Consider the following 19542-nt stretch of genomic DNA (forward strand, 5'->3'; position numbering starts at 1 on the left):
AAGCGTGAACCCGGAATCTCGAGATTCCGGGTTCGATGCTGCGCATCGCCCCGGAATGACGGGGTGGTCGCGACTACGCCACCCGGCGCGCAGCGCCGACCTTGGTCAACACCGTATCCAGGCAGTCGATGACCAGGGAAATCTCCTCCCGCGTCACGTTGAGCGCCGGCATGAAGCGCAGCGTGTCCGGCTGTGGTGAGTTGATCAGCACGCCGGACGCGAACGCCTCGGCGACGACGGCCGCGCCGATCGGCATCTTGAGATCGAGCGCCAGCAGGAGGCCGCGGCCCCGGATCTCGCCGAGCCCATGCCGCGACGACAGCCGCTGCAATTCGCGCTCGAGCAAAAGACCGGCATCGACAACCGATTTCAGAAAATCGGGCTTGCCGACCTGATCGAGCACGACAAGCCCCGCGGCGCACATCAGCGGATTGCCGTTGAAGGTGCCGCCCTGATCGCCGTGATCGAAGCACGAGGCATGCTCGGTCGCGAGCAGGGCCGCGAGCGGCACGCCGCCGCCGATGCCCTTGCCGAGCGTCATGATGTCGGGCTCGATCCCGGCGTGCTGATAGCCGAACAGCCTTCCGGTCCGGCCGATGCCGGTCTGGATCTCGTCGACAATGAGCAGCAGGCCGCGCTGCTGGGTCAGCGCGCGCAACTCCTTCAAAAACTCATCCGTCGCGGGCCAGACGCCGGCCTCGCCCTGGATCGGCTCCAGCATGACCGCGACCGTCGACGACGAGATCAACTTTCGCACCGACTCGATGTCGTTCAGCCGGGCCTTGCGGAAGCCCGAGACCTTCGGCTCGAACAGCGGCTCGAACGCCTTCTTGCCCGAGGCCGACATGGTCGCGAGCGTGCGGCCGTGGAAGCCGCCTTCGAAGGTGATGATCTCGTGGGCGCCGTTCTTGTACTTGGCGCCGAATTTCCGCGCGAGCTTGATCGCGCCTTCATTGGCCTCCGCGCCCGAATTGGCAAAGAACACCTGGTCGAAGCAGCTGTTGTCGACCAGCAGCTTTGCCAGTTTCAGGCTCTGCTCGTTGTAGAACGCGGGGCTTGGCGTGAGCAGCCGTCTGGCCTGCGCGGCCAGTGCGTCGGCCACGATCACCGGCGAGTGGCCGAGGGGATTCACGGCCCAGCCCTGCACGAAATCGAGATAGCGGTTGCGGTTGCTGTCCCACAAATACGAGCCGGCGCCGCGCACGAACACGACCTCGGGGCGCGCGGTGATGTCCATCAGCGCATCGAACGGAGGGGTAGCGTTGGTCATGTCGTTCTCCTCTGGGGTCGGTGTTGGGAAAGGGCAGGCCGAAAAGCGAGAAGGCCGCGCTTTGGGGGCGCGGCCTTCTCGAAAACCTTGGCTGATTTATAAGATCAGCGATGGCGTCGGACACGGCGCAGCCCAGCATCGTCGCGGGTGCGACGACGGCAGATGGCGCGGCGGTGGGTCCGGTTCAGCTTCATGGCGCACGGCCATACAGCCGAACGCCGGAACGTGTCAAGCGTCAGAATCCCGCGACGCTGCCGTGCAGGTCGTATTCGTCGGAGCGCTCGATCTTGGCGGTGACGATCTCGCCGACCTTCAGCGGGCGGCGGCTGGTGAGGTAGACGGCGCCGTCGATCTCAGGCGCGTCGGCCTTTGACCGGCCCTTCGCCACCGTCGGACCGACCTCGTCGATGATGACCTGCTGGCGGGTGCCGACCTTGCGCTTCAGGCGCTTCGTTGAAATCTTCTGCTGGCGGGCCATCAGCGCATTCCAGCGCTCCTGCTTGACCTCGTCGGGCACGGCATTGCCGATCGCGTTCGACGTGGCGCCGGCGACCGGCTCGTATTTGAAGCAGCCGAGGCGGTCGATCCCGGCTTCATCGAGCCAGTCGAGCAGATAGGCGAAATCGGAATCGGTCTCGCCGGGGAAGCCGACGATGAAGGTCGAGCGTAGCGTCAGCTCGGGGCACTGCTCGCGCCATTTCTGGATCCGCGCCAGCGTCTTCTCCTGCGCGGCCGGGCGCTTCATCGCACGCAGCACGTCCGGGCTCGCATGTTGGAACGGGATGTCGAGATAGGGCAGCACCTTGCCCTCGGTCATCAGGCCAATGACCTCGTCGACATGCGGGTAGGGGTAGACATATTGCAGCCGTACCCAGGCGCCGAGCTCGCCGAGCTCCTTGGCGAGATCGAAGAATTTCGCGCGGACGCTGCGATCCTGCCAGGGGCTCTCGGCGTATTTCAGGTCGACGCCATAGGCCGAGGTGTCCTGCGAGATGACCAGCAATTCCTTGACGCCGGCCTTCACCAGCTTCTCGGCCTCGCGCAGCACGTCATTGGCCGGCCGCGACACCAGATCGCCGCGCAGCTTCGGGATGATGCAGAAGCTGCAGCGGTTGTTGCAGCCTTCGGAAACCTTCAGATAGGCGTAGTGCCGCGGCGTCAGCTTGACGCCTTGCGGCGGCACCAGGTCGATATGCGGATTGTGCGCCGGCGGCAGCGCGCGGTGCACGGCGTCCAGCACGCTCTCATATTGCTGCGGCCCCGTGATCGAGAGCACGCCGGGATAGGCGCTCTCGATCTGCTCCGGCTCGGCGCCCATGCAGCCGGTGACGATGACCTTGCCGTTCTCGGCCATGGCCTCGCCGATCGCGGCGAGCGATTCCTGCTTGGCGCTGTCGAGGAAGCCGCAGGTGTTGACGATGACGATGTCGGCGCCGTCATGCTTGCGCGCCAGCTCATAGCCTTCCGCGCGCAGCCGGGTGATGATGCGCTCGGAATCGACCAGCGCCTTGGGGCACCCCAAGGACACAAAGCTCACTTTCGGCGAGGCGGCCTCTTGCATATCTTCCCAAATCTGCCTGATTGAAGGGCAGGAGCTAGTCCCAATTGCCGAGAATTACAACCCTTTCCCGGGGCTTCCGGCATGATATGGATGGCCTTGCCGGGTCCTTAAGAGTCGTCGATGAGCGCTGAGTCGTCTCCCAAGATCGTCATAGTCGACGAGAGCCCGATCCGCGCAGCCATCCTGGAGGAGGGGCTGCGGGAGGCCGGCTATACGGACGTGGTCCATATCAGCGAGATGCAGAGCCTGCTCTCGCGGATCTATGCGCTCGACCCCGAGATCATCGTCATCGACCTCGAGAATCCCAGCCGCGACGTGCTGGAACAAATGTTCCAGGTCAGCCGTGCGGTCCGCCGGCCGATCGCGATGTTCGTCGATCAGAGCGATGCTGCCTCGATCCAGGCCTCGGTGGAGGCGGGCGTCTCGGCCTACATCGTCGATGGCCTCAAGAAGGAGCGGATGAAACCGATCCTCGATCTCTGCGTGTCGCGCTTCAATGCCTTCTCCAAATTGCAGGACGAGCTCGATCGCACCAAGCATGCGTTGGAGGAGCGCAAGGTGATCGACCGCGCCAAGGGCATCCTGATGAAGGTGAAGGGGCTGACCGAGGAGGAGGCCTATGTGTTGATGCGCTCGACCGCGATGCGCGAGAAAAAGAAGATCGGCGAGATCGCGCAATCGATCCTGACGGCGTCGGAGCTCCTGAAATGACCACACCGTTGCGCATCGGGTTCATTCCGCTGGTCGACGCTGCCGCGCTGATCGTTGCCGTCGACAAGGGATTTGCCACGGCCGAAGGCCTCGACGTCACGCTGGTGCGGGAAGTGTCGTGGTCGAACGTCCGCGACAAGCTCAATATCGGCCTGTTCGACGCCGCCCATCTGCTGGCGCCGGTGGCGATCGCCTCGAGCCTCGGGCTCGGCCACGTCAAGGTGCCGATCGCGGCGCCCTTCAATCTCGGGCTCAACGGCAATGCCATCACGGTATCGCCGGCGCTGCACGCCGCGCTGATGGAAGAGCTCGACGGCGACCGCTTCGATCCGATGGCAACCGCACAGGCGCTCGCCCGCGTGGTGGCCAAGCGGCGCAAGAGCGGGGCGGAGCCGTTGACCTTCGGCATGACCTTCCCGTTCTCGACCCACAATTACCAGTTGCGGTTCTGGATGGCCGCCGGCGGCGTCGATCCCGACGAGGACGTCCAGCTCGTGGTGCTGCCGCCGCCCTACATGGTCGACAGCCTCGCCAACGGCCATGTCGACGCGTTCTGCGTCGGCGCGCCCTGGAATTCGATCGCGGTCGATCTCGGCATCGGCCACATCCTGCATTTCGTCTCCGACATCCTGCTTAGCGCGGTGGAAAAGGTGCTGGCGGTGCGGCAGAGCTGGTCGGAGAAGCATCCCGGTATCGTGGCGGCGCTGGTGCGTGCACATCTGCGCGCCGTGGAGTTCATCGAGCGGCCCGAGAACCGGTCCGAGGTCGCGCGCATCCTGGCGCAGCCCGAGCGGATCGGCGTCGATGCCAGTGTCATCCAGCGCACGCTCGATGGCCACCTGAAGATCTCGCCCGACGGCACCATGCGCGAGAGCAATCGCTATCTGCTGGTCGGGCGAGAGGCCGCGGCGCGGCCTGATCCGGGGCAAGCGGCCTGGCTCTATGCGCAGATGGTTCGCTGGGCCCAGGCGCCGTACCGGCCGGAGGCGCTGAAGACCGCCATGGCCGTGTTCAGGCCCGACCTCTACGACGCTGCATCGGGGCGCCCGGCCGGCGCCTCCAGTGCCATTGGGGCGTTCGCCGGCCCGCCGTTCGACCCGAGCGACGTTCCCGGGCATCTGGCGGCGTTCAAGATCGGGCGCTGGAAGGCCTGAGCGCGACGCAACTCCGCCTCCGGCTACTTTGCATGGGGTTGTTTTCGAGATTTTGGTTAGTGCGGGACTGGTGCGGGTTCCCGACGCCTCGAATTGCAGCGAATAGGATTCTCGGTCGAGCGCGCGAGGAGGAATATTCCTCTCGGAACCGGGTTCCCGAAGGCGGCGGCATCGCTATTTTTGCCGCCCGCTTGAATCCGCCCGCGAACGATATTCCATATGCCCGAGAATGGGGCGTTGGAGATCGACCATGCGCGAGCTATCGGCGGAAGCCCGCCTGCACCTTTACGCGCGAAACATTTCACGGAAGTCCGGGACCGGAATTCACACGGCAGCGCTGTACAGCGCCTTTGCAGTGATCGCGGCCATCGTGTTCGGCACGCTGTCCGTCCACCCGTTCTAGGCGCTTCGGAACATTCAAAAGCCGCTGCCTGATATCCTCAGGCGGCGGCTTTGTGTTGGGTGGATGCTGGCAGCTCAGTAGCCGTAACCGTATCCGTAGCCGCCGCCGCAGGTGTTGCAGGTCGGCTGAACCGGCGCATAATAGGAATAGCCCGGCGAGACCATCTGCACGCGCTCCTGAGTGGCGTATTGCGGCGGGATGCGCTCATAGGCGACGCCTTCGGGCGCGACCATCACCGTCTTCGGCACCATCACGGTGCGGTACTGCGCCGGCGTGCGATGTGCGACGACGCGGCCCGGCGCCACCATTACGGTTTCCTGCACCGTGCGATATTGCGGCGGCACGCTCTGCACCTGATAGCAGGTCGTGCACGGCTGCGGCGGCGGCGTATAGCAGCTGTTGCAGCCGGCGGATGCCGCGCTGGTGAAAGCGGCGGTAGTAACCGCGGCGATGGTGAGGGAGAGGCTGGTGCGGAACATGCTTTCGTACCCAATTTCCTAAGAGGACAATCAAAGGCTCGGAAGCTGCACCTAACAATCAAACGGCAAGTTTGGGTTTAAGAAGACTCTTAACGGAATCTAAAAGGGCCGGCGCGCGGCCGGCCCTTTTCTGATCGATGCATTCGCGGCTCAGTGCGCGGTCTTGAACGGCGCAACGGTGATGCCCGCCTGCTTCAGCGCCTCGCGCAGGCCGCGCGCAATCTCGACGGCACCGCGCGTGTCGCCGTGGATGCAGACGGTATCGGTCTGCATTTTGATCACCTTGCCGGTGACCGAGACGACCGCGCCGTCCTGCACCATCCGCACCACACGATCGGCGATCGCCTTGGGATCGTGCAGCACCGCGCCGGGCTTCTTGCGCGACACCAGGTTGCCATCGTCCTCATAGGCGCGGTCGGCGAACACCTCATGCGCCATGCGCAGATTGGCAGCCTCGCCGGCACGCACCAGTTTCGAATTCGCCAGCACCACGAAAATCAGGTTCGGGTCGACCGCCTTGATCGCATTGGCGATCGCCCTTGCGGTCATGTCGTCCTCGCAGGCGACGTTGGAAATCGCGCCATGGGCCTTCACATGGGTGACCTTGTGGCCGGCCGCGGTCGCAATCGCCTGCAGGGCGCCGATCTGATAGGCGATCAGGTTCTCGATCTCCGAGGACGTCAGTCCCGGCATCGGGCGGCGGCCAAAGCCGTGCAGGTCGCGATAGCCGGGATGGGCGCCGACGCTGACGCCGCGCGCCTTCGCCAGCTCGACCGTCTTGCGCATGATGTCGGCGTCGCCGGCATGAAAGCCGCAGGCAACGTTGACCGAGGTCGCAAGCTCGATCATCGCGGCATCATTGCCCATTTCCCAGGGGCCAAAGCTTTCGCCGAGATCGCAATTGAGGTCGATGGTTGAGGTCATGACGATCGATCCGTCTGTTGTTGTACAGATTCAGGGTAGCGCAACTTGCCAGGTCGACACATCGACGGCGTTGACGGCCTGACCCGCGACATTCGCATCCCGCAGCGCTTCGATGTTGAGACCAAAGTCCTCAATGCCGCGGAGGCGGTCGGGCAGGGAACGCAGCAGCTCGTGGAACTTGATCGCCTCGGCCTGCGCTTCCGCCATCGTCACCGCCTTGAAGCGGAACGGCCGGCCGGCCGAGATCTGCGCGAAGCGGCCGAAATCGGCCGTGATCACGGTTGCGATCTTCGGATAGCCGCCGCTGGTGCCGCGGTCCGGCATCAGCACGATCGGCTGGCCGTTGCCGGGCACCTGGATGCTGCCGTTCACGGTGCCGTCGGAGACGATGTTGTGGCCGTCGAGATGCTTGATGACGGGACCTTCGAGGCGATAGCCCATGCGGTCGCTGGTCGCCGAGATCCTCCACTCGCTGTCGACCAACAGCTTCTTGTGGTCCTCGGCGAACTCGTCATCCTGCGGGCCGAACACGATGCGGATCGGCGCATCGGTCGCGGCCGGCAATTCGATGCGGCGTTCGGGCGCGCCGCTCGCGGCCTGCGTCGTCAACTCGTCGCCGCTTTGCAGCGGCCGCGGGTAGGGGCTGCCGAGTCCGGCGCGGGCGTTGACGGCGAGGCTGCCGAACATCGGCTCGCCTTCGATGCCGTGCTCGATCGCGAGATAGCTGAACGAGCCGCTGCGGGCAAAGCCGAGAGTGAGCGTCTCACCTTCGGCGAGCGTCGCCGAGCTGTCGAACGCGACCGGCCGGCCGCCGATATCCGCATTGCGCGACGCGCCGGCGAGGGCGACACGCACCGCGCTGCCGCGCGCGGTGAAGCTGGCACCGAACGGGCCGATCTCGACCGCGGCGGCGAACAGGTCGTTGCCGACCAGCGTATTGGCGGCGGCCAGCGCAAGCCGGTCCATCGCACCGCTCGGCACGAGACCGTAGCGCTGCGAGCCCGGACGACCAGCGTCCTGCACCGAGCTTGCCGGGCCGATCGAGGTGACGACGAGCTTGCTCATGGCGTCACCAGTTCAGCGACGAACTCGCCGGCCTCGGCGGCGCGGTCCTGTTCGGCAAACGTCTTGGCGTCGACTGCGTTGAAGGTGATGGCGTCGCCCGGCTCGAGCAGGAAGGTCGGATCGCGATGCAACTGGTAGGTTCGAACTGGCGTGCGGCCGAGCAGGTGCCAGCCGCTCGGGCCGGCCAGGCACTGCACGCCGGTCTGGATGCCGCCGATCGAAATGGTGCCGGCCGGGGTCAGGAGCCGCGGATCCTTGCGCCGGGGCATGTGCAGGAACTTCTCCAGTCCGCTGAGATAGGACCAGCCCGGCGTGAAGCCGATCATGGCGACGCGATAGTCGCCGGCGACATGGCGGGCCACGATCTGGTCGGGCGTGGTTTGGAGCGCCTTCGCGACATCCTCGAGATCGATGCCGTGCTCGCCGCCATAGGTCACCGGGATACGCCAGCGCCGCGTTCCGGTCTCGGTCGGCGGCGCCTTGGCGGCGCGTGCCAGCAGTTGCTCGCCGAGCGCATCGAAAGTGATCTGGATGGGGTCGTAATGCACCAGCAGCGACCGGTAGGTCGGCACGGTCTCGGTGATGCCGGCGATCGGCTCGGCGGATATCACGCGGTCGAGCGCCAGCACCCGCCGGTTGGCGGCGTCATCGATGGTGCGGCTGAATTCCACCGTGATGGCGCTGTCGCCACTCGGCAAAAGGCGGGGAGGACTTAAGGGTTCGGCCATTGGGTCAAGCGCTGTCGTCAGCCATCAAGCTAGCGTGTTTCGAGATAAAACGGAATTCGCTTCGTGCAAAATGATGCAGCAACTTCAATAAATTAATCGGCATGCCGGCGATAAATTTGGATGATCGCAGCTTTTTCGCGCAGCCCTTGACGCAAGGCCTTTGCCCGGCAACATGCACCGGTCTTTTCCTCCATCGGAGCACTCTTTCGAGATGTCACTGTCCGCCGAAGCGATCGCGACGCTGTCGCATGTGTCCACCGCCACCATCACGACCGTCCTGCTCAAGAAGGGCCTGCGCAACATCTGGATGCGCGGCACCAAGCCGCTGAAGCCGGGGCAGAAGCGGCTGGTCGGACCGGCCTTCACGCTGCGCTTCGTGCCGGCCCGTGAGGATCTGGCGACGCCGGAATCCTGGTCGTCGCCGATCTCGACCCGCACCGCGATCGAGGCGATGCCGACGGGCTGCATTGCCGTAGTCGACGCCATGGGCATCACCGATGCCGGCATTTTCGGCGACATCCTCTGCGCCCGCATGGTCAAGCGCGGGGTGACGGCGCTGATCACCGACGGCGTGGTGCGCGACCTCGAGGGGGTGCTCGGCACCGGCCTGCCGGTGTGGTGCGACGGCTACGCGGCTCCGCCGTCAGTTGCAGGTCTGACTTTCGTCGGCTGGGGCGAACCGATTGGCTGCGGCGGCGTTGCCGTATTCCCGAACGACGTGGTGGTGGCCGACCAGGACGGCGCGGTGCTGATCCCGCAGGCGTTCCTCGATCACGTGCTGGCCGAGGGGCCGGAGCAGGAACGGATGGAAGCCTGGATCGTCAATGAGGTGAACAATGGCGCCCAGCTGCCCGGCCTGTATCCGATGAATGCTGAGACCAAGGCGCGCTACGCCGCCACCAAGAAATAACGTCAAGAAAGGGAGGTAACCCCATGGACATCCACGTTTCTGGCTCGCGGCCGACCCGCCGCGCGCCGAAGGAGAATTTTACCGGCACGGTGTTGCAGGACCCGATCAACATGGCGCCTGCGCCGGCGCGGCTCAACGCCTCGCGCGTGTCGTTCGAGCCCGGCGCACGTACCGCCTGGCACACTCATCCGCTCGGACAGACGCTCTATGTGATCTCCGGCATCGGGCGCGTGCAGGCCAAGGGCGGCCCGATCAGGGAGATTCGTCCCGGCGATGTCGTCTGGATTCCGCCGAACGAGAAGCACTGGCACGGGGCCTCGCCGGACAACAGCATGACCCACATCGCCATGCAGGAGGCGCTCGATGGCGTCTATTCGACCTGGATGGAACACGTCACCGACGAGGAATACAACGGCAGGGTCGGCTGAGCAGCCGTAGTTGCTAGCACAAAGGAAGGCCCCGCTCTTGAGCGGGGCTTTTCGTATGCGTAGCCCGGATGGAGCGAAGCGCAATCCAGGGCAATCTCTCTCTCGGTGAAAACCCCGGATTTCGTGGAGCCTGTCATCGGGCGCGCGTTCGCGCGACCCGTTGGCTTCATCCGGGCTACGAATTCCGGCCGATTAATTCACCCGCGTCCATGTCTGGCCGCCGCAGAACATGCCGCCGAACGCGCAGCCCTGGACGCGTAGCGTGTCCGGGCTCTTCATCGCGATGCTGGAATCGTAGGTGCTGCCGCTGTTCGGATCGAAGATGCGGCCGCTCCATTTGTCCTTGCCCGGCTTCATGTTGATCAGCACCTGTTCGCCATTGGCGGCGTACCCGCAGAGATTGGCACCACATTGCTCGATGCGGATTTTGCCTTCCTTCTCTTCGGTGAGCCAGACGCCGAGCGGCGAGTTCGCTGCTTGCACGGGATTGGCAAGCGGCTTGGGCGCTGGAGCGTTCGGCGAGGCGGCACCAACGGTTGGAGCGGTGGTGGGCTTTGCGGCTGGCGCAGCAGTTTGCTGGACGGCTGGCGGCGCGGGCGGTGGCGGTGTGGTCGCTGCGGTAGCTGAAGGCGGCGTGGCCAAAACACCCGTGCCGGCCGGCTCTGGCGGGACGGCGGCCGGATCAACGGCCTGCGGAGCAGCCGCCGCGGGCGCGCCCGGCGGCGCGACCTGGGAATCCGTCTTGGTGTCCGTCCTGGCGTCCGTCTTGGCTTCCTTCGGAGCTTTGCGCTTCTGCTCGGTGTCGTCGCGTTTGGCGCGCTTGGTGCCGCGGCCGGTATTGTCGTAGACGCCGGGGATCGAAACCGTGCCGCGATCGGGATCGATGCGAACGGTGCGGCCGCCGTAATCGAATGTGTACTGCGCCTGCGCTGCGGCCGTGCTCGCAAGTACGAGCGCGGCGATCGCCAGAAGCTTTCTCATCTCGATCTCCGATGCAGGGAACTCCGTTCGCAAGGCTATCCGGTGACCGCCTCGTTGAACGTGCCCCAGATCACGGTCAGAACATGAGTCGTATCCTTGCGGCTTAGGTTCAAATCGCTGGATTGCGGTCTGGTTTCAGGCCGCGCGCTTCAAATTATTCGCGTGATGCAGCTATTCGAACCACGCGGCGTAGATCTTCGCGTAGCTACCATCTTCGCGCGCGATGTGAAGCCATTGGTCGACGAACGCCTTCAAGGCAACGTCGCGCTGCATCCAGTAGGCCTTTTCCGCGAAGTCGAACGGCTTGTCGGGATGCACGGCGCACAGCACGCCGGGATGCAGCTTCTGCTGATAGCGCGTCTCGGACGCATCGGTCATCATCAGGTCGGCGTCGCCCTTGGCGATCTCGTCGAAGATCTTGGTGTTGTCGTCGAAGACCCGGATCTCGGCGGTTTTCACATGGGCGCGCGCGAAGCGCTCATTGGTGCCGCCGGGATTGACGATGACGCGGGTTCCGGGCTTGTCGATCTCGGCGATCGTCTCAAACTTGCCCGTGTCGGCACAGCGCGTGATCGGCGTCTTGCCCTCGCGCATGATTGGCGTGGAGAACAGACCCTTCTTCTGCCGATCGAACGTGATGGAGACGCCGCCCATCGCGATGTCGAAATCGTCGGCCTCGAAATCCCTGGTCATCTGCGGCCACGATGTCGGCACGAACTCGACCTTGACGCCGAGCGCCTTGCCGAGTGACTGCGCCATGTCGACATCGAAGCCGCGGAACGCCTTCGTCTCCTTGTCGAGATAGGTGAAGGGCAAGTAGTCGCCGGTCATGCCGACGCGCAGGATACCGCGCTTGACGATCTCGTCGAGCCGGGACGGAGCCTGCTGCGCATGCGCGGCAGACAGGAGCAAAGCCAGAGCGAGGCCGGCGAGCGCGCGAAACATCAAACTTCTCCGTCAATTCCGATGACATGTCGTTGCGGAGCATTTAGACCAGATGGGACGATCGAGCCAGCATGGCGGGCGCAAGATGACCATCTCGCTCCACGAAGCATCCGTCGGCGTTTATGTGCCGTATCTGCGCAATCTTTCAGCGTTGCTCGATCACGCGGAAGCCTACGCCAGGGCTCGCAAGATCGAATCTGACGTGCTGCTCGGAATGCGGCTCTCGCCGAACATGTACAGCCTTCGCCAGCAGGTCGGGGAGGCGAACCGGCATGTCGTGCTGAGCTGCGCGCTGCTGGCAGGGTGCGCGCCGCCGGTCTTCGCCGACGCAACGCCTGGCATCGCCGATCTGAAGGCGCGGATTGCGGCCACGATTGATTTTGCGCAGAGCCTGCCGCGGGAAGTGATCAACGCCGCCGCCGGCAAGGATGTCGTCTTCACGTTCCGGAGCGGCGCGACCAGGCCATTCACCGGCAAGTCCCTGATCCTGACCTTCAGCGTCCCGCAGTTCTTCTTCCATGTCGCAACGGCCTACGACATCCTGCGTCATGCCGGTGTCGACCTCGCGAAGAAGGACTTTCTGGGACCACCGAGGCCACCGCAGGGCTAGACTAAAGCGTGATGGCATTAAGTTCGATAGCCTGAATTTTTGAGGTAGTTGGCACATTCCTCGGAGGTGAAGGCGTCGAGCGCGTGGCCGATAGCGGCGCAGACTGCGTCGACGGTTCGCGCGGCGGCGTTGCGAAGCAGGTGTTTGAGCTTGGCAAAGACCTGTTCAATCGGGTTCAGATCGGGCGAGTATTTTGGCAGGAAGAAGAGCTTGGCGCCGACCGAGCGGATGAGCTGGCGAACTACCTTGCTCCTGTGGCTGCCGAGGTTGTCCAAGATGACGATATCGCCGGGTCGAAGGACGGGCAGCAGAACCTTCTCGACATAGGTGCGAAAGCTCACGCCATCGATCGGCCCTTCGATGAACCATGGCGCATCGATCCGGTCATGGCGCAAGGCCGCCAGGAAGGTCATGGTCTTCCAGCGGCCGTGAGGAACCTTGGCGTGAAGTCTGTGTCCGCGCGGCGCCCATCCCCGCAAGGGCGCCATATCGGTCCTGGTCCAGGTCTCGTCGATGAAGACCAGCCGCTCAGCTTCGACGCGATCTTGATACTTTGTCCACTGGGCTCGTCGCCTCGCGACCTCGGGTCGATCGCGTTCGCCAGCCGCCACGCTTTTTTTTGAAGCTGAGCTTCTCGGCATGGACGAAGTCCCACACCGAGTGGTAATCGACCTTCAGGCCGCGACGGGCGAGCTCGGCAACGAGACCACGTATGGTGAAATCGCCGTCCCTGATCCGCTGCGACAGCCAGACTGCGTGGTCTCCCGAAACCGCCTTCGGCTTGTGACCGCCCATCTGGCCAGGCTCAACGCTGCCGGTCTCATCGACACGCTGCATCCAGCCGATGGCAGTGCTGATCGCCACCCCAAACTGCTTGGCGGCCCGATTGCGGGACATCCCGCCCTCAATCGCGGCTACGACACGGTTACGGAGATCCAGGGAATAAGGCTTGCCCATCCATGCCGGCCTCCTATCCAGCCAGCATGGTGAATCAGAAACACACTGATTTGGGAATCCCAAATCGATTCAACCTAAACCCATCCCGCTTTAGGCTTCGTTGCTATCCCTGTTCGCCTGAACGGCGGTCGCAGAGCGGCTGAGCATCTCGTGCTTGAAATGCTCGAAACGCCGCCGCGCTTCGGCCTCGCGATCGTCGACGAATCTGATCGCGGCATCCCCGTCCATCGGGCCGTTGACGAGTGGGGTCGATGCCTCGCCGACGGTCTCGTCGACATAATATTGGGCGCCGTCCTGGCGCACCGTCCAGCGGAAGCGCAGCGCGGCCATCGGGCCTGGGCCGGATTTCGAATAGCCATTGGCCTCGATCGCTTGGGGCGGCGGCTGGATCGGCTCCGGCTCCGCTTCCGGCTCGCTCGGCTCCGGTTCGCTTGGCTCCGGTTCACTTGCTTCAGCTTTATTTGCCTCAGCTTCACTTGGCTCAGGCTGTTCGACCGGTTCGGGCTCTTCGATCGGAGGCGGCTCGACCACGGTCGGCTCGGCAGGCGCGGCCTCGACGGACACGGCCGTGACGGACACGACCTGGATGGACGGCGGCAAAGGTGGCGGCATTGCTATCGAGGCCGGCGGCTCCGCGGCGGGCTCGGCTGGCTTGTCCGCCGTCTTGTCGGTCGATTTGGAGGTCTCGGGAGGTGTGGTCGTCTGGTCGAGAATGCTCGCGATTGCGGCCAGCGCATTGTCGGTCGGATCATTCACGGTTTGGTCTCCCAAGCTGACGCCGCGCGGAATCGTGCCGACGCCCTCTCTATCTACCTGATCTGACTATCCTTTGTCAGCCCTGGCGGTTCCGGCGCGCAGCCTTGAAGCGAAGCGAGATTCGCTTCGCTTGAAAGCGCCGCTAGGCGCAAACCGGCGGACGCCGGTCCTTCCAGGGGCGGACCTGTTCGAGTTGGCCGGCCAGGCGGAACAGCAATCCTTCCTCGCCGAGCTTGGCAGCGAACATCATGCCGAGCGGCAGACCGGCCTTGTTCCAGGCCAGCGGCACCGACATCGCCGGCTGTCCGGACATGTTGAACATCGAGGTGCCCGGCATGTAGCGGCGCAGCACCGGCGCGATGTGGGTCAGGTCCTCGGACATCGTGTTGAGCTCGCCGAGGCGGAGCGGCGGCGCGCACAGCGTCGGGCTGAGGAAGATGTCGCAGCCCTCGAAGAAGGTCGCAAGCGCGCGCGAGATCTGGAATGCCCCAAGCTGCGCGGCGACGTAGTCGGCCGGCGTCATCTTGGCCGAGTTCTGGCCGCTGGCGAGCGTCAGCCGCTCGACATCGTCCGACGTCAGGGTGCGCCCGACGCGCTGCTCGAGCAGACGGACGGTCAGCGCGGTGTTGCCGCCGACGATGGTCGTCATGACTGCGGCGGGATCGGCGGCAAGCGGCGGCGCGCGCTCCTCGACATGATGGCCGAGGCCCGCCAGCAGCTTGGCTATGTCGCGCACCGCCGCGGCGATCTCGGGATCAATGGCATCGCCATAGGGCGACTTGTCGGTGAAGCTGATGCGCAAATGGCCGGGATCGCGGCCGACTTCCTGCGAGAACGGTCGCTCCGGCGGCGGCGCGACATAGAGGCTCGACGGCTCCGGACCGTGGATCGCATCCATCATGACCGCGCTGTCGCGGACGCTGATGCTGAGCACATGGCCGACTGAGAAGCCGCCCCAGCCTTCGCCGCGATCGGGACCCACCGGGTTGCGGGCGCGCGTCGGCTTCATGCCGAACACGCCGGAAGCGGAGGCGGGGATCCGGATCGAGCCGCCGCCGTCGCTGGCATGCGCGACGGGCAGGATGCGGGCTGCGACCGCAGCGCCAGCGCCGCCGGACGAGCCGCCGGAGGAATGGTCGAGATTCCAGGGATTGCGGGTCGGGCCGAACAGGCGGGATTCCGTCGTCGGCATCAGCCCGAATTCCGGGCTCGAGCTCTTGCCGAAGATTGCAAGCCCGGCATCGAGGAAGCGCTGGGCCAGGGTGCCGTTGTGATCCGCGACGAAGTCCTTCAGCAGGCTGGCGCCCGACGTGGTGCGGGTGCCCTCGAGCAGATCGAGGTCCTTCAGCAGGAACGGCACGCCGGTGAAGGGACCGTCAGGCAACCCCTTGGCGATCTGGCGCTCGGCATAGTCGTAATGCTTGACGACAACAGCGTTGATCTTGGGATCGACGGCGGCGGTGCGCGTGATCGCCTCGTCGAGCAGATCCTTCGGCGTCACGTCCTTGTTGCGGACGAGCTCGGCGAGACCGACCGCGTCGTAGTTGCCGAATTCCTTGAAGGCCATGTGGGTACTCCGCATCGCCGGGCCGATCTTTCGGATCGGCCGCGGCGCAAACGAGGAAGGCTGAAAGCTCAGCCGAGGACGTCCTGGTTGATCACATTCTGGCGCAGCGGACTGCCATCCAGCACGCTCAGGATATTGCGTGCGGTCTGCTCGCTCATGCGATCGACGGCCTCGACCGTGACGCCGGCCACATGCGGCGCCATGATCACGTTGGGCAAAGCGTGCAGGGGCTGGCCGACCGGCGGCGGCTCGACCTCGAACACGTCGAGGCCGGCGCCGGCGAGCTTGCCCGACACCAGCGCGTCGTGCAGCGCCTTCTCGTCGACGATGCCGCCGCGGGCGGTGTTGATGAGATAGGCGGTCGGCTTCATCAGCCGCATCCGCGCGGCATTGAACAGCCCGACCGTTTCGGGATTCTTCGGGCAGTGGATGGTGACGAAGTCCGCCCGCGGCAGCGCCGCTTCGAGGCTCGACACGGCCTCGCAGCCGGTCGCGGTGATCTCGCTGGCGGGCTTGTAGGGATCGTAGACCAGCACGCTCATTTCCATGGCGAGGCAGCGCTTGGCGGTGCGGGAGCCGATGCGGCCGAAGCCCACGATCAGCACGGTCTTGCCGTAGAGGTCGAACGGCAGCACGCCGAGCCGGCTCGCCCAGGTGCCGTCCTTGACCATCGCGTGCATTTCCTGCGCGCGCTTGGCCAGCGTCAGCATCATGAACAAGGCTTGTTCGGCGACCGACGGCGAGTTCGCGGTGCCTGCGACCATCAGCGGCACCTTGCGGCGCGACAGCGCCGGAACGTCGACGGCGTCATAGCCGACGCCGATCCGGGTCACCACCATCATGCCCTTGGACGCCTCCAGCTCCGCCTCGCCGAAGCGGGTTGCGCCGAGCGCCACGCCATGGACCGGCGCATGCTGCTCGAGCATGGTCTGAAAGTCCTTGGCGGAGATCAGGTTGGGAAATTCGATGAGTTCGACGTCGTCCCGCTCGTTGAGGAGCACCCGTGCCCCCGGCGACAGAGTCTGGGTAATAAAGATCTTCTTCTTGTTGGTGGCCATTTCCTGCCCTTGAGGTTTCTTGTGCGCCGTCAAAGGACGGCGCCGGTCACCTCGTTTAGCAAATGCATATTGTTGAGGTCCACAGCCAATCGGAGCGGGCTGCCATCCTGCGCACCGGCATTGGGATTGACCCGGCCGCAGACCTGGGTGCCCTCGAGCGTGAAATAGACCAAGGTCTCCATCCCCATCGGCTCGGTGACGTCAAGCGTCGCGTCGAACGGCTCGACGCCCGGTTCGGCATGCGGCCGCGCCTCCATGACGTGCTCGGGCCGGATGCCCAGCAACAGCTTGTCGGTGCGGGAGAGCGCCTGGTAGCGGGCGGCGCGTGCCGGCGGCAGCGCGAAAGCGAGGCGATCGGTCAGCCGCACGTTGAGCTTGCCTGCGGTGTCCTCGAGCCGACAGGGCACGAAGTTCATCGCGGGCGAGCCGATGAAGCTTGCGACGAACCGGGTCGCCGGCTTGTGGTAGAGCTCGTTGGGCGTGCCGATCTGCTCGATCCTGCCGTGGTTCATCACCACCACGCGGTCGGCGAGCGTCATCGCCTCGACCTGGTCGTGGGTGACGTAGACGGTCGTGGTGCGGACCTTCTGATGCACCTTCTTGATCTCGATCCGCATCTGCACGCGCAGCTTGGCGTCGAGGTTGGACAGCGGCTCGTCGAACAGGAACACCTTCGGATTGCGCACGATCGCCCGCCCCATCGCGACGCGCTGGCGCTGGCCGCCGGAGAGCTGCTTCGGCTTGCGATCGATCAGATCGGTGATGTCGAGCATGCGGGCGGCCTCGGTGACCCGGCTCTTGATCTCCGCCTTGGGATAGTGCTTCAGCCGCAGACCGAACGACATGTTCTCGGCAACGGTCATATGCGGATAGAGCGCATAGTTCTGGAACACCATCGCGATGTCGCGGTCCTTCGGCGGCACGTCGTTGACGACGTCGCCGCCGATCATGATGTCGCCGTCGGAAATGTCCTCGAGGCCGGCGATCATCCGCAGCGTCGTCGACTTGCCGCAGCCGCTCGGCCCGACCAGCACCACGAACTCATGGTCGGCGATATCAAGGTCGATGCCGCGCACCGCCTCGACCTCATCGTAACGCTTCACAACCTTCCGCAAACTGACGTCAGCCATAAGTTCAACCCTTTGTCGCACCGGCGGTCAGGCCGGCAATGTAGTAGTCCATCAGGAAGGCGTAGATGATCAGCGGCGGCGCGGCGCCGAGCAGGGCGCCAGTCATGATCTGTCCCCAGTTGAAGACATCACCCTTGATCAGGGTCGTGATGATGCCGACCGGCAGCACCAGCTGATCGGTCGAGGTCGTGAACACCAGCGGATAGAGGAACTGGGCCCAGGAGACGGTGAAGGCAAAGATCGTGGCCGCGATCAGGCCGGGCAGGGCGACCGGGATGAAGATGCGGGTCAGCGTCTGGAACCAGCTCGCGCCGTCGATGATCGCCGCCTCGTCAAGCTCCTTCGGGATCGAGGCGAAATAGCCGATCATGATCCAGGTGCAGAACGGCACCGTCAGCGTCGGATAGATGAACAGCAGGACATACCAGCGATTGATGAGCTGGATGCCGGTCCAGTCGCCGATCACCGCGAACATCTTGAACAGCGGGATGAACAGCAGGCTGTCGGGGATAAGGTAGGTCAGGAATACGCCGGTCGCGAGCGTGGCCGAGCCCCAGAACTTCATCCGTGCCAGCGCAAAAGCCGCCGGCACGCTGATCAGCATCGTGATGGTGACCACGATGATCGAGACCCAGGCCGAATTCCAGAAGAAGCGCAGGAACTGATTCGAGGTCAGCAACTCGGCGTAGTTGGAGAGCGTCGGATGATAGACCCACCACGGGTTGGTCGCCGCGGAAATCTCCGCGCTGCTCTTCAGCGAGGTGATCAGCATATAGAGCGGCGGCACCAGCGAAAAGATCGCAAACAGCACCAGGAAGAAATAGGACCAGCGTAGCGCCCAGGCGCGGTCGCGGCTCATGCTGCCGTACTTCACCTTGCGGGTCGGTCCGGACTTGTCGATCGTCAGCGAGCTCATCAGGCTTCGTTCCCGCGTTTGGTGATGTCGCGCAGGATGAAGATCGCCGCGACCGCGAGGATCGGCACCATGAACAGCGAAACGCTGGCGCCGAGCGGCACATCGCTGCCCTCGATGCCGACGCGGAATGCCCAGGTGGCGAAGATATGGGTGTGGTCGAGCGGGCCGCCCGCGGTCAGGATGCGCACGATGTCGAAATTGGCGAAGGTCACGATCAGGGAGAACAGCGTCGTGATCGCGATGATGTTGCGCATCATCGGCAGGGTCACGTACCAGATGCGCTGCCACCAATTGGCGCCGTCGATCGCGGCCGCCTCATAAAGCTGGTCGGGTACCGATTTCAACGCCGCCAGATACATGATCATGAAGAACGGCGCGCCGTACCAGACGTTGACCAGGATCACCGAGAAGCGCGCCCACATCGCATCGCCGGTCCACGGGATCGGCCCGATGCCGAAGAAGGAAAGCGTGTAGTTGAAGGCGCTGTAGGAGGGGTCGAACAGCCAGAGCCACGCCAGCGTGCTCATCGCCGGCGGGATCACCCACGGCACCAGCAGCATGCCGCGCCACTTGCGCTGCTTGTTGGCGGGTACGTTGTGCACGAAATGCGCGACGATGAAGCCGATCAGGGCTTTGAAGATCACCGCCGAGATCGCGAAAATGCAGGATTGCTTGACCACCAGCCAGAAGGTGTCGCGCTTGAACAGGAACTCGAAATTGCCGAACCCGACGAACTTCGTCATCGCCTTGTTCAGCGTCGCAAGGTGCAAGGAGTAGAGGGCCGGGTAGAGCACCAGGATCGCGATCAGGAGGATCAGCGGCAAGGTCATCAGGAACGCGGCCATCGACTTGCGCCGCAGCGCGTTGCGCAGGCCGACGCGCCTTCGTCCCGTCTGGGCAGCGGCTGCGCGGTTGGATTGGAATGCGACATCAACCATAACGCAGGTCCCTCGCGCGGGTTGGTTGCACAGCTCGCCGGTCCGACGGCT

21 protein-coding genes are annotated in these 19542 nt (G+C 64.6%); 6 read left to right on the plus strand and 15 right to left on the minus strand.

Annotated elements, in window-relative coordinates:
• Positions 1 to 73 precede the first annotated feature (73 nt).
• Both ACVWYP_RS26040 and rimO read right to left on the minus strand, forming a co-directional pair.
• Positions 74 to 1270, minus strand: coding sequence for an acetylornithine transaminase (locus ACVWYP_RS26040; protein WP_304495376.1), 1197 nt, complete (start codon positions 1268 to 1270; stop codon positions 74 to 76).
• A 235-nt stretch (positions 1271 to 1505) separates the two neighbouring features.
• Entirely contained in the window at positions 1506 to 2831 is a 1326-nt protein-coding gene (gene rimO, locus ACVWYP_RS26045) for a 30S ribosomal protein S12 methylthiotransferase RimO (protein ID WP_304495377.1), read from the minus strand.
• 120 nt (positions 2832 to 2951) lie between these two features.
• Here rimO and ACVWYP_RS26050 point away from each other — a divergent pair, with 120 nt between their 5' ends.
• The 3 genes from ACVWYP_RS26050 to ACVWYP_RS26060 all read left to right on the plus strand — a co-directional run bounded on the left by ACVWYP_RS26050 (position 2952) and on the right by ACVWYP_RS26060 (position 5099).
• Complete coding sequence (locus ACVWYP_RS26050) at positions 2952 to 3542, plus strand: ANTAR domain-containing response regulator (RefSeq protein WP_018271619.1); 591 nt, start codon at positions 2952 to 2954, stop codon at positions 3540 to 3542.
• Positions 3539 to 4696 carry a CmpA/NrtA family ABC transporter substrate-binding protein gene (locus ACVWYP_RS26055; protein ID WP_304495378.1) on the plus strand — a complete coding sequence of 386 codons (1158 nt, stop codon included), beginning with the start codon at positions 3539 to 3541 and terminating at the stop codon, positions 4694 to 4696. Before ACVWYP_RS26050 ends, ACVWYP_RS26055 begins: the two co-directional genes overlap by 4 nt.
• 250 nt (positions 4697 to 4946) lie before the next feature.
• Positions 4947 to 5099, plus strand: coding sequence for a hypothetical protein (locus tag ACVWYP_RS26060; RefSeq protein ID WP_016844408.1), 153 nt, complete (start codon positions 4947 to 4949; stop codon positions 5097 to 5099).
• A 74-nt stretch (positions 5100 to 5173) separates the two neighbouring features.
• Here ACVWYP_RS26060 and ACVWYP_RS26065 read toward each other — a convergent pair whose 3' ends face one another.
• The 4 genes from ACVWYP_RS26065 to pxpB form a co-directional block, all read right to left on the minus strand.
• On the minus strand, positions 5174 to 5578 hold the full coding sequence (locus tag ACVWYP_RS26065) for a hypothetical protein (protein WP_304495379.1): 405 nt from the start codon (positions 5576 to 5578) through the stop codon (positions 5174 to 5176).
• Between the two features lie 150 nt (positions 5579 to 5728).
• Entirely contained in the window at positions 5729 to 6502 is a 774-nt protein-coding gene (locus tag ACVWYP_RS26070; RefSeq protein ID WP_057018693.1) for a LamB/YcsF family protein, read from the minus strand.
• A gap of 30 nt (positions 6503 to 6532) precedes the next feature.
• Positions 6533 to 7567, minus strand: a complete 1035-nt coding sequence (locus ACVWYP_RS26075; protein WP_304495380.1) for a 5-oxoprolinase subunit C family protein — start codon at positions 7565 to 7567, stop codon at positions 6533 to 6535.
• Positions 7564 to 8295, minus strand: coding sequence for a 5-oxoprolinase subunit PxpB (pxpB, locus tag ACVWYP_RS26080; protein WP_304495381.1), 732 nt, complete (start codon positions 8293 to 8295; stop codon positions 7564 to 7566). Before pxpB ends, ACVWYP_RS26075 begins: the two co-directional genes overlap by 4 nt.
• A gap of 211 nt (positions 8296 to 8506) precedes the next feature.
• Between pxpB and ACVWYP_RS26085 the strand changes: the two genes are divergently transcribed.
• Entirely contained in the window at positions 8507 to 9205 is a 699-nt protein-coding gene (locus ACVWYP_RS26085; protein ID WP_304495382.1) for a ribonuclease activity regulator RraA, read from the plus strand.
• Positions 9206 to 9228: 23 nt separating this feature from the next.
• Positions 9229 to 9633, plus strand: a complete 405-nt coding sequence (locus tag ACVWYP_RS26090) for a (R)-mandelonitrile lyase (protein ID WP_304495383.1) — start codon at positions 9229 to 9231, stop codon at positions 9631 to 9633.
• Between the two features lie 192 nt (positions 9634 to 9825).
• Here the strand turns inward: ACVWYP_RS26090 and ACVWYP_RS26095 are convergent, their stop codons facing one another.
• A complete protein-coding gene (locus ACVWYP_RS26095) occupies positions 9826 to 10614 on the minus strand; it encodes a DUF2147 domain-containing protein (RefSeq protein WP_304495384.1) in 789 nt (262 codons plus the stop codon).
• A gap of 171 nt (positions 10615 to 10785) precedes the next feature.
• Entirely contained in the window at positions 10786 to 11559 is a 774-nt protein-coding gene (locus ACVWYP_RS26100; RefSeq protein WP_304495385.1) for a transporter substrate-binding domain-containing protein, read from the minus strand.
• Between the two features lie 52 nt (positions 11560 to 11611).
• Here ACVWYP_RS26100 and ACVWYP_RS26105 point away from each other — a divergent pair, with 52 nt between their 5' ends.
• The gene (locus ACVWYP_RS26105; protein WP_304495386.1) at positions 11612 to 12169 is read left to right on the plus strand and encodes a DUF1993 domain-containing protein; all 558 of its coding nucleotides are present in this window, start codon (positions 11612 to 11614) and stop codon (positions 12167 to 12169) included.
• A gap of 17 nt (positions 12170 to 12186) precedes the next feature.
• Here ACVWYP_RS26105 and ACVWYP_RS26110 read toward each other — a convergent pair.
• The 7 genes from ACVWYP_RS26110 to ACVWYP_RS26140 form a co-directional block, all read right to left on the minus strand.
• A protein-coding gene (locus tag ACVWYP_RS26110) for an IS630 family transposase (RefSeq protein ID WP_370143840.1) occupies positions 12187 to 13126 on the minus strand; the annotation gives its coding sequence in 2 pieces (ribosomal slippage) (positions 12187 to 12789 and positions 12791 to 13126; 939 coding nt in all).
• A gap of 90 nt (positions 13127 to 13216) precedes the next feature.
• Positions 13217 to 13882, minus strand: coding sequence for a hypothetical protein (locus ACVWYP_RS26115; RefSeq protein WP_304495387.1), 666 nt, complete (start codon positions 13880 to 13882; stop codon positions 13217 to 13219).
• A gap of 142 nt (positions 13883 to 14024) precedes the next feature.
• Positions 14025 to 15449 (minus strand): amidase, encoded by a 1425-nt coding sequence (locus tag ACVWYP_RS26120; RefSeq protein ID WP_304495388.1) that lies wholly within the window; start codon positions 15447 to 15449, stop codon positions 14025 to 14027.
• Between the two features lie 68 nt (positions 15450 to 15517).
• Positions 15518 to 16507 carry a hydroxyacid dehydrogenase gene (locus ACVWYP_RS26125; protein ID WP_304495389.1) on the minus strand — a complete coding sequence of 330 codons (990 nt, stop codon included), beginning with the start codon at positions 16505 to 16507 and terminating at the stop codon, positions 15518 to 15520.
• Between the two features lie 29 nt (positions 16508 to 16536).
• Positions 16537 to 17637, minus strand: a complete 1101-nt coding sequence (locus tag ACVWYP_RS26130; protein ID WP_028340674.1) for an ABC transporter ATP-binding protein — start codon at positions 17635 to 17637, stop codon at positions 16537 to 16539.
• A 4-nt stretch (positions 17638 to 17641) separates the two neighbouring features.
• On the minus strand, positions 17642 to 18553 hold the full coding sequence (locus ACVWYP_RS26135) for a carbohydrate ABC transporter permease (RefSeq protein ID WP_028340673.1): 912 nt from the start codon (positions 18551 to 18553) through the stop codon (positions 17642 to 17644).
• Positions 18553 to 19491, minus strand: a complete 939-nt coding sequence (locus ACVWYP_RS26140) for a carbohydrate ABC transporter permease (RefSeq protein ID WP_028340672.1) — start codon at positions 19489 to 19491, stop codon at positions 18553 to 18555. The genes ACVWYP_RS26135 and ACVWYP_RS26140 overlap by 1 nt, the downstream gene beginning before the upstream one ends.
• Positions 19492 to 19542 lie beyond the last annotated feature (51 nt).

It is taken from the genome of Bradyrhizobium sp. USDA 3262 (assembly GCF_054060035.1).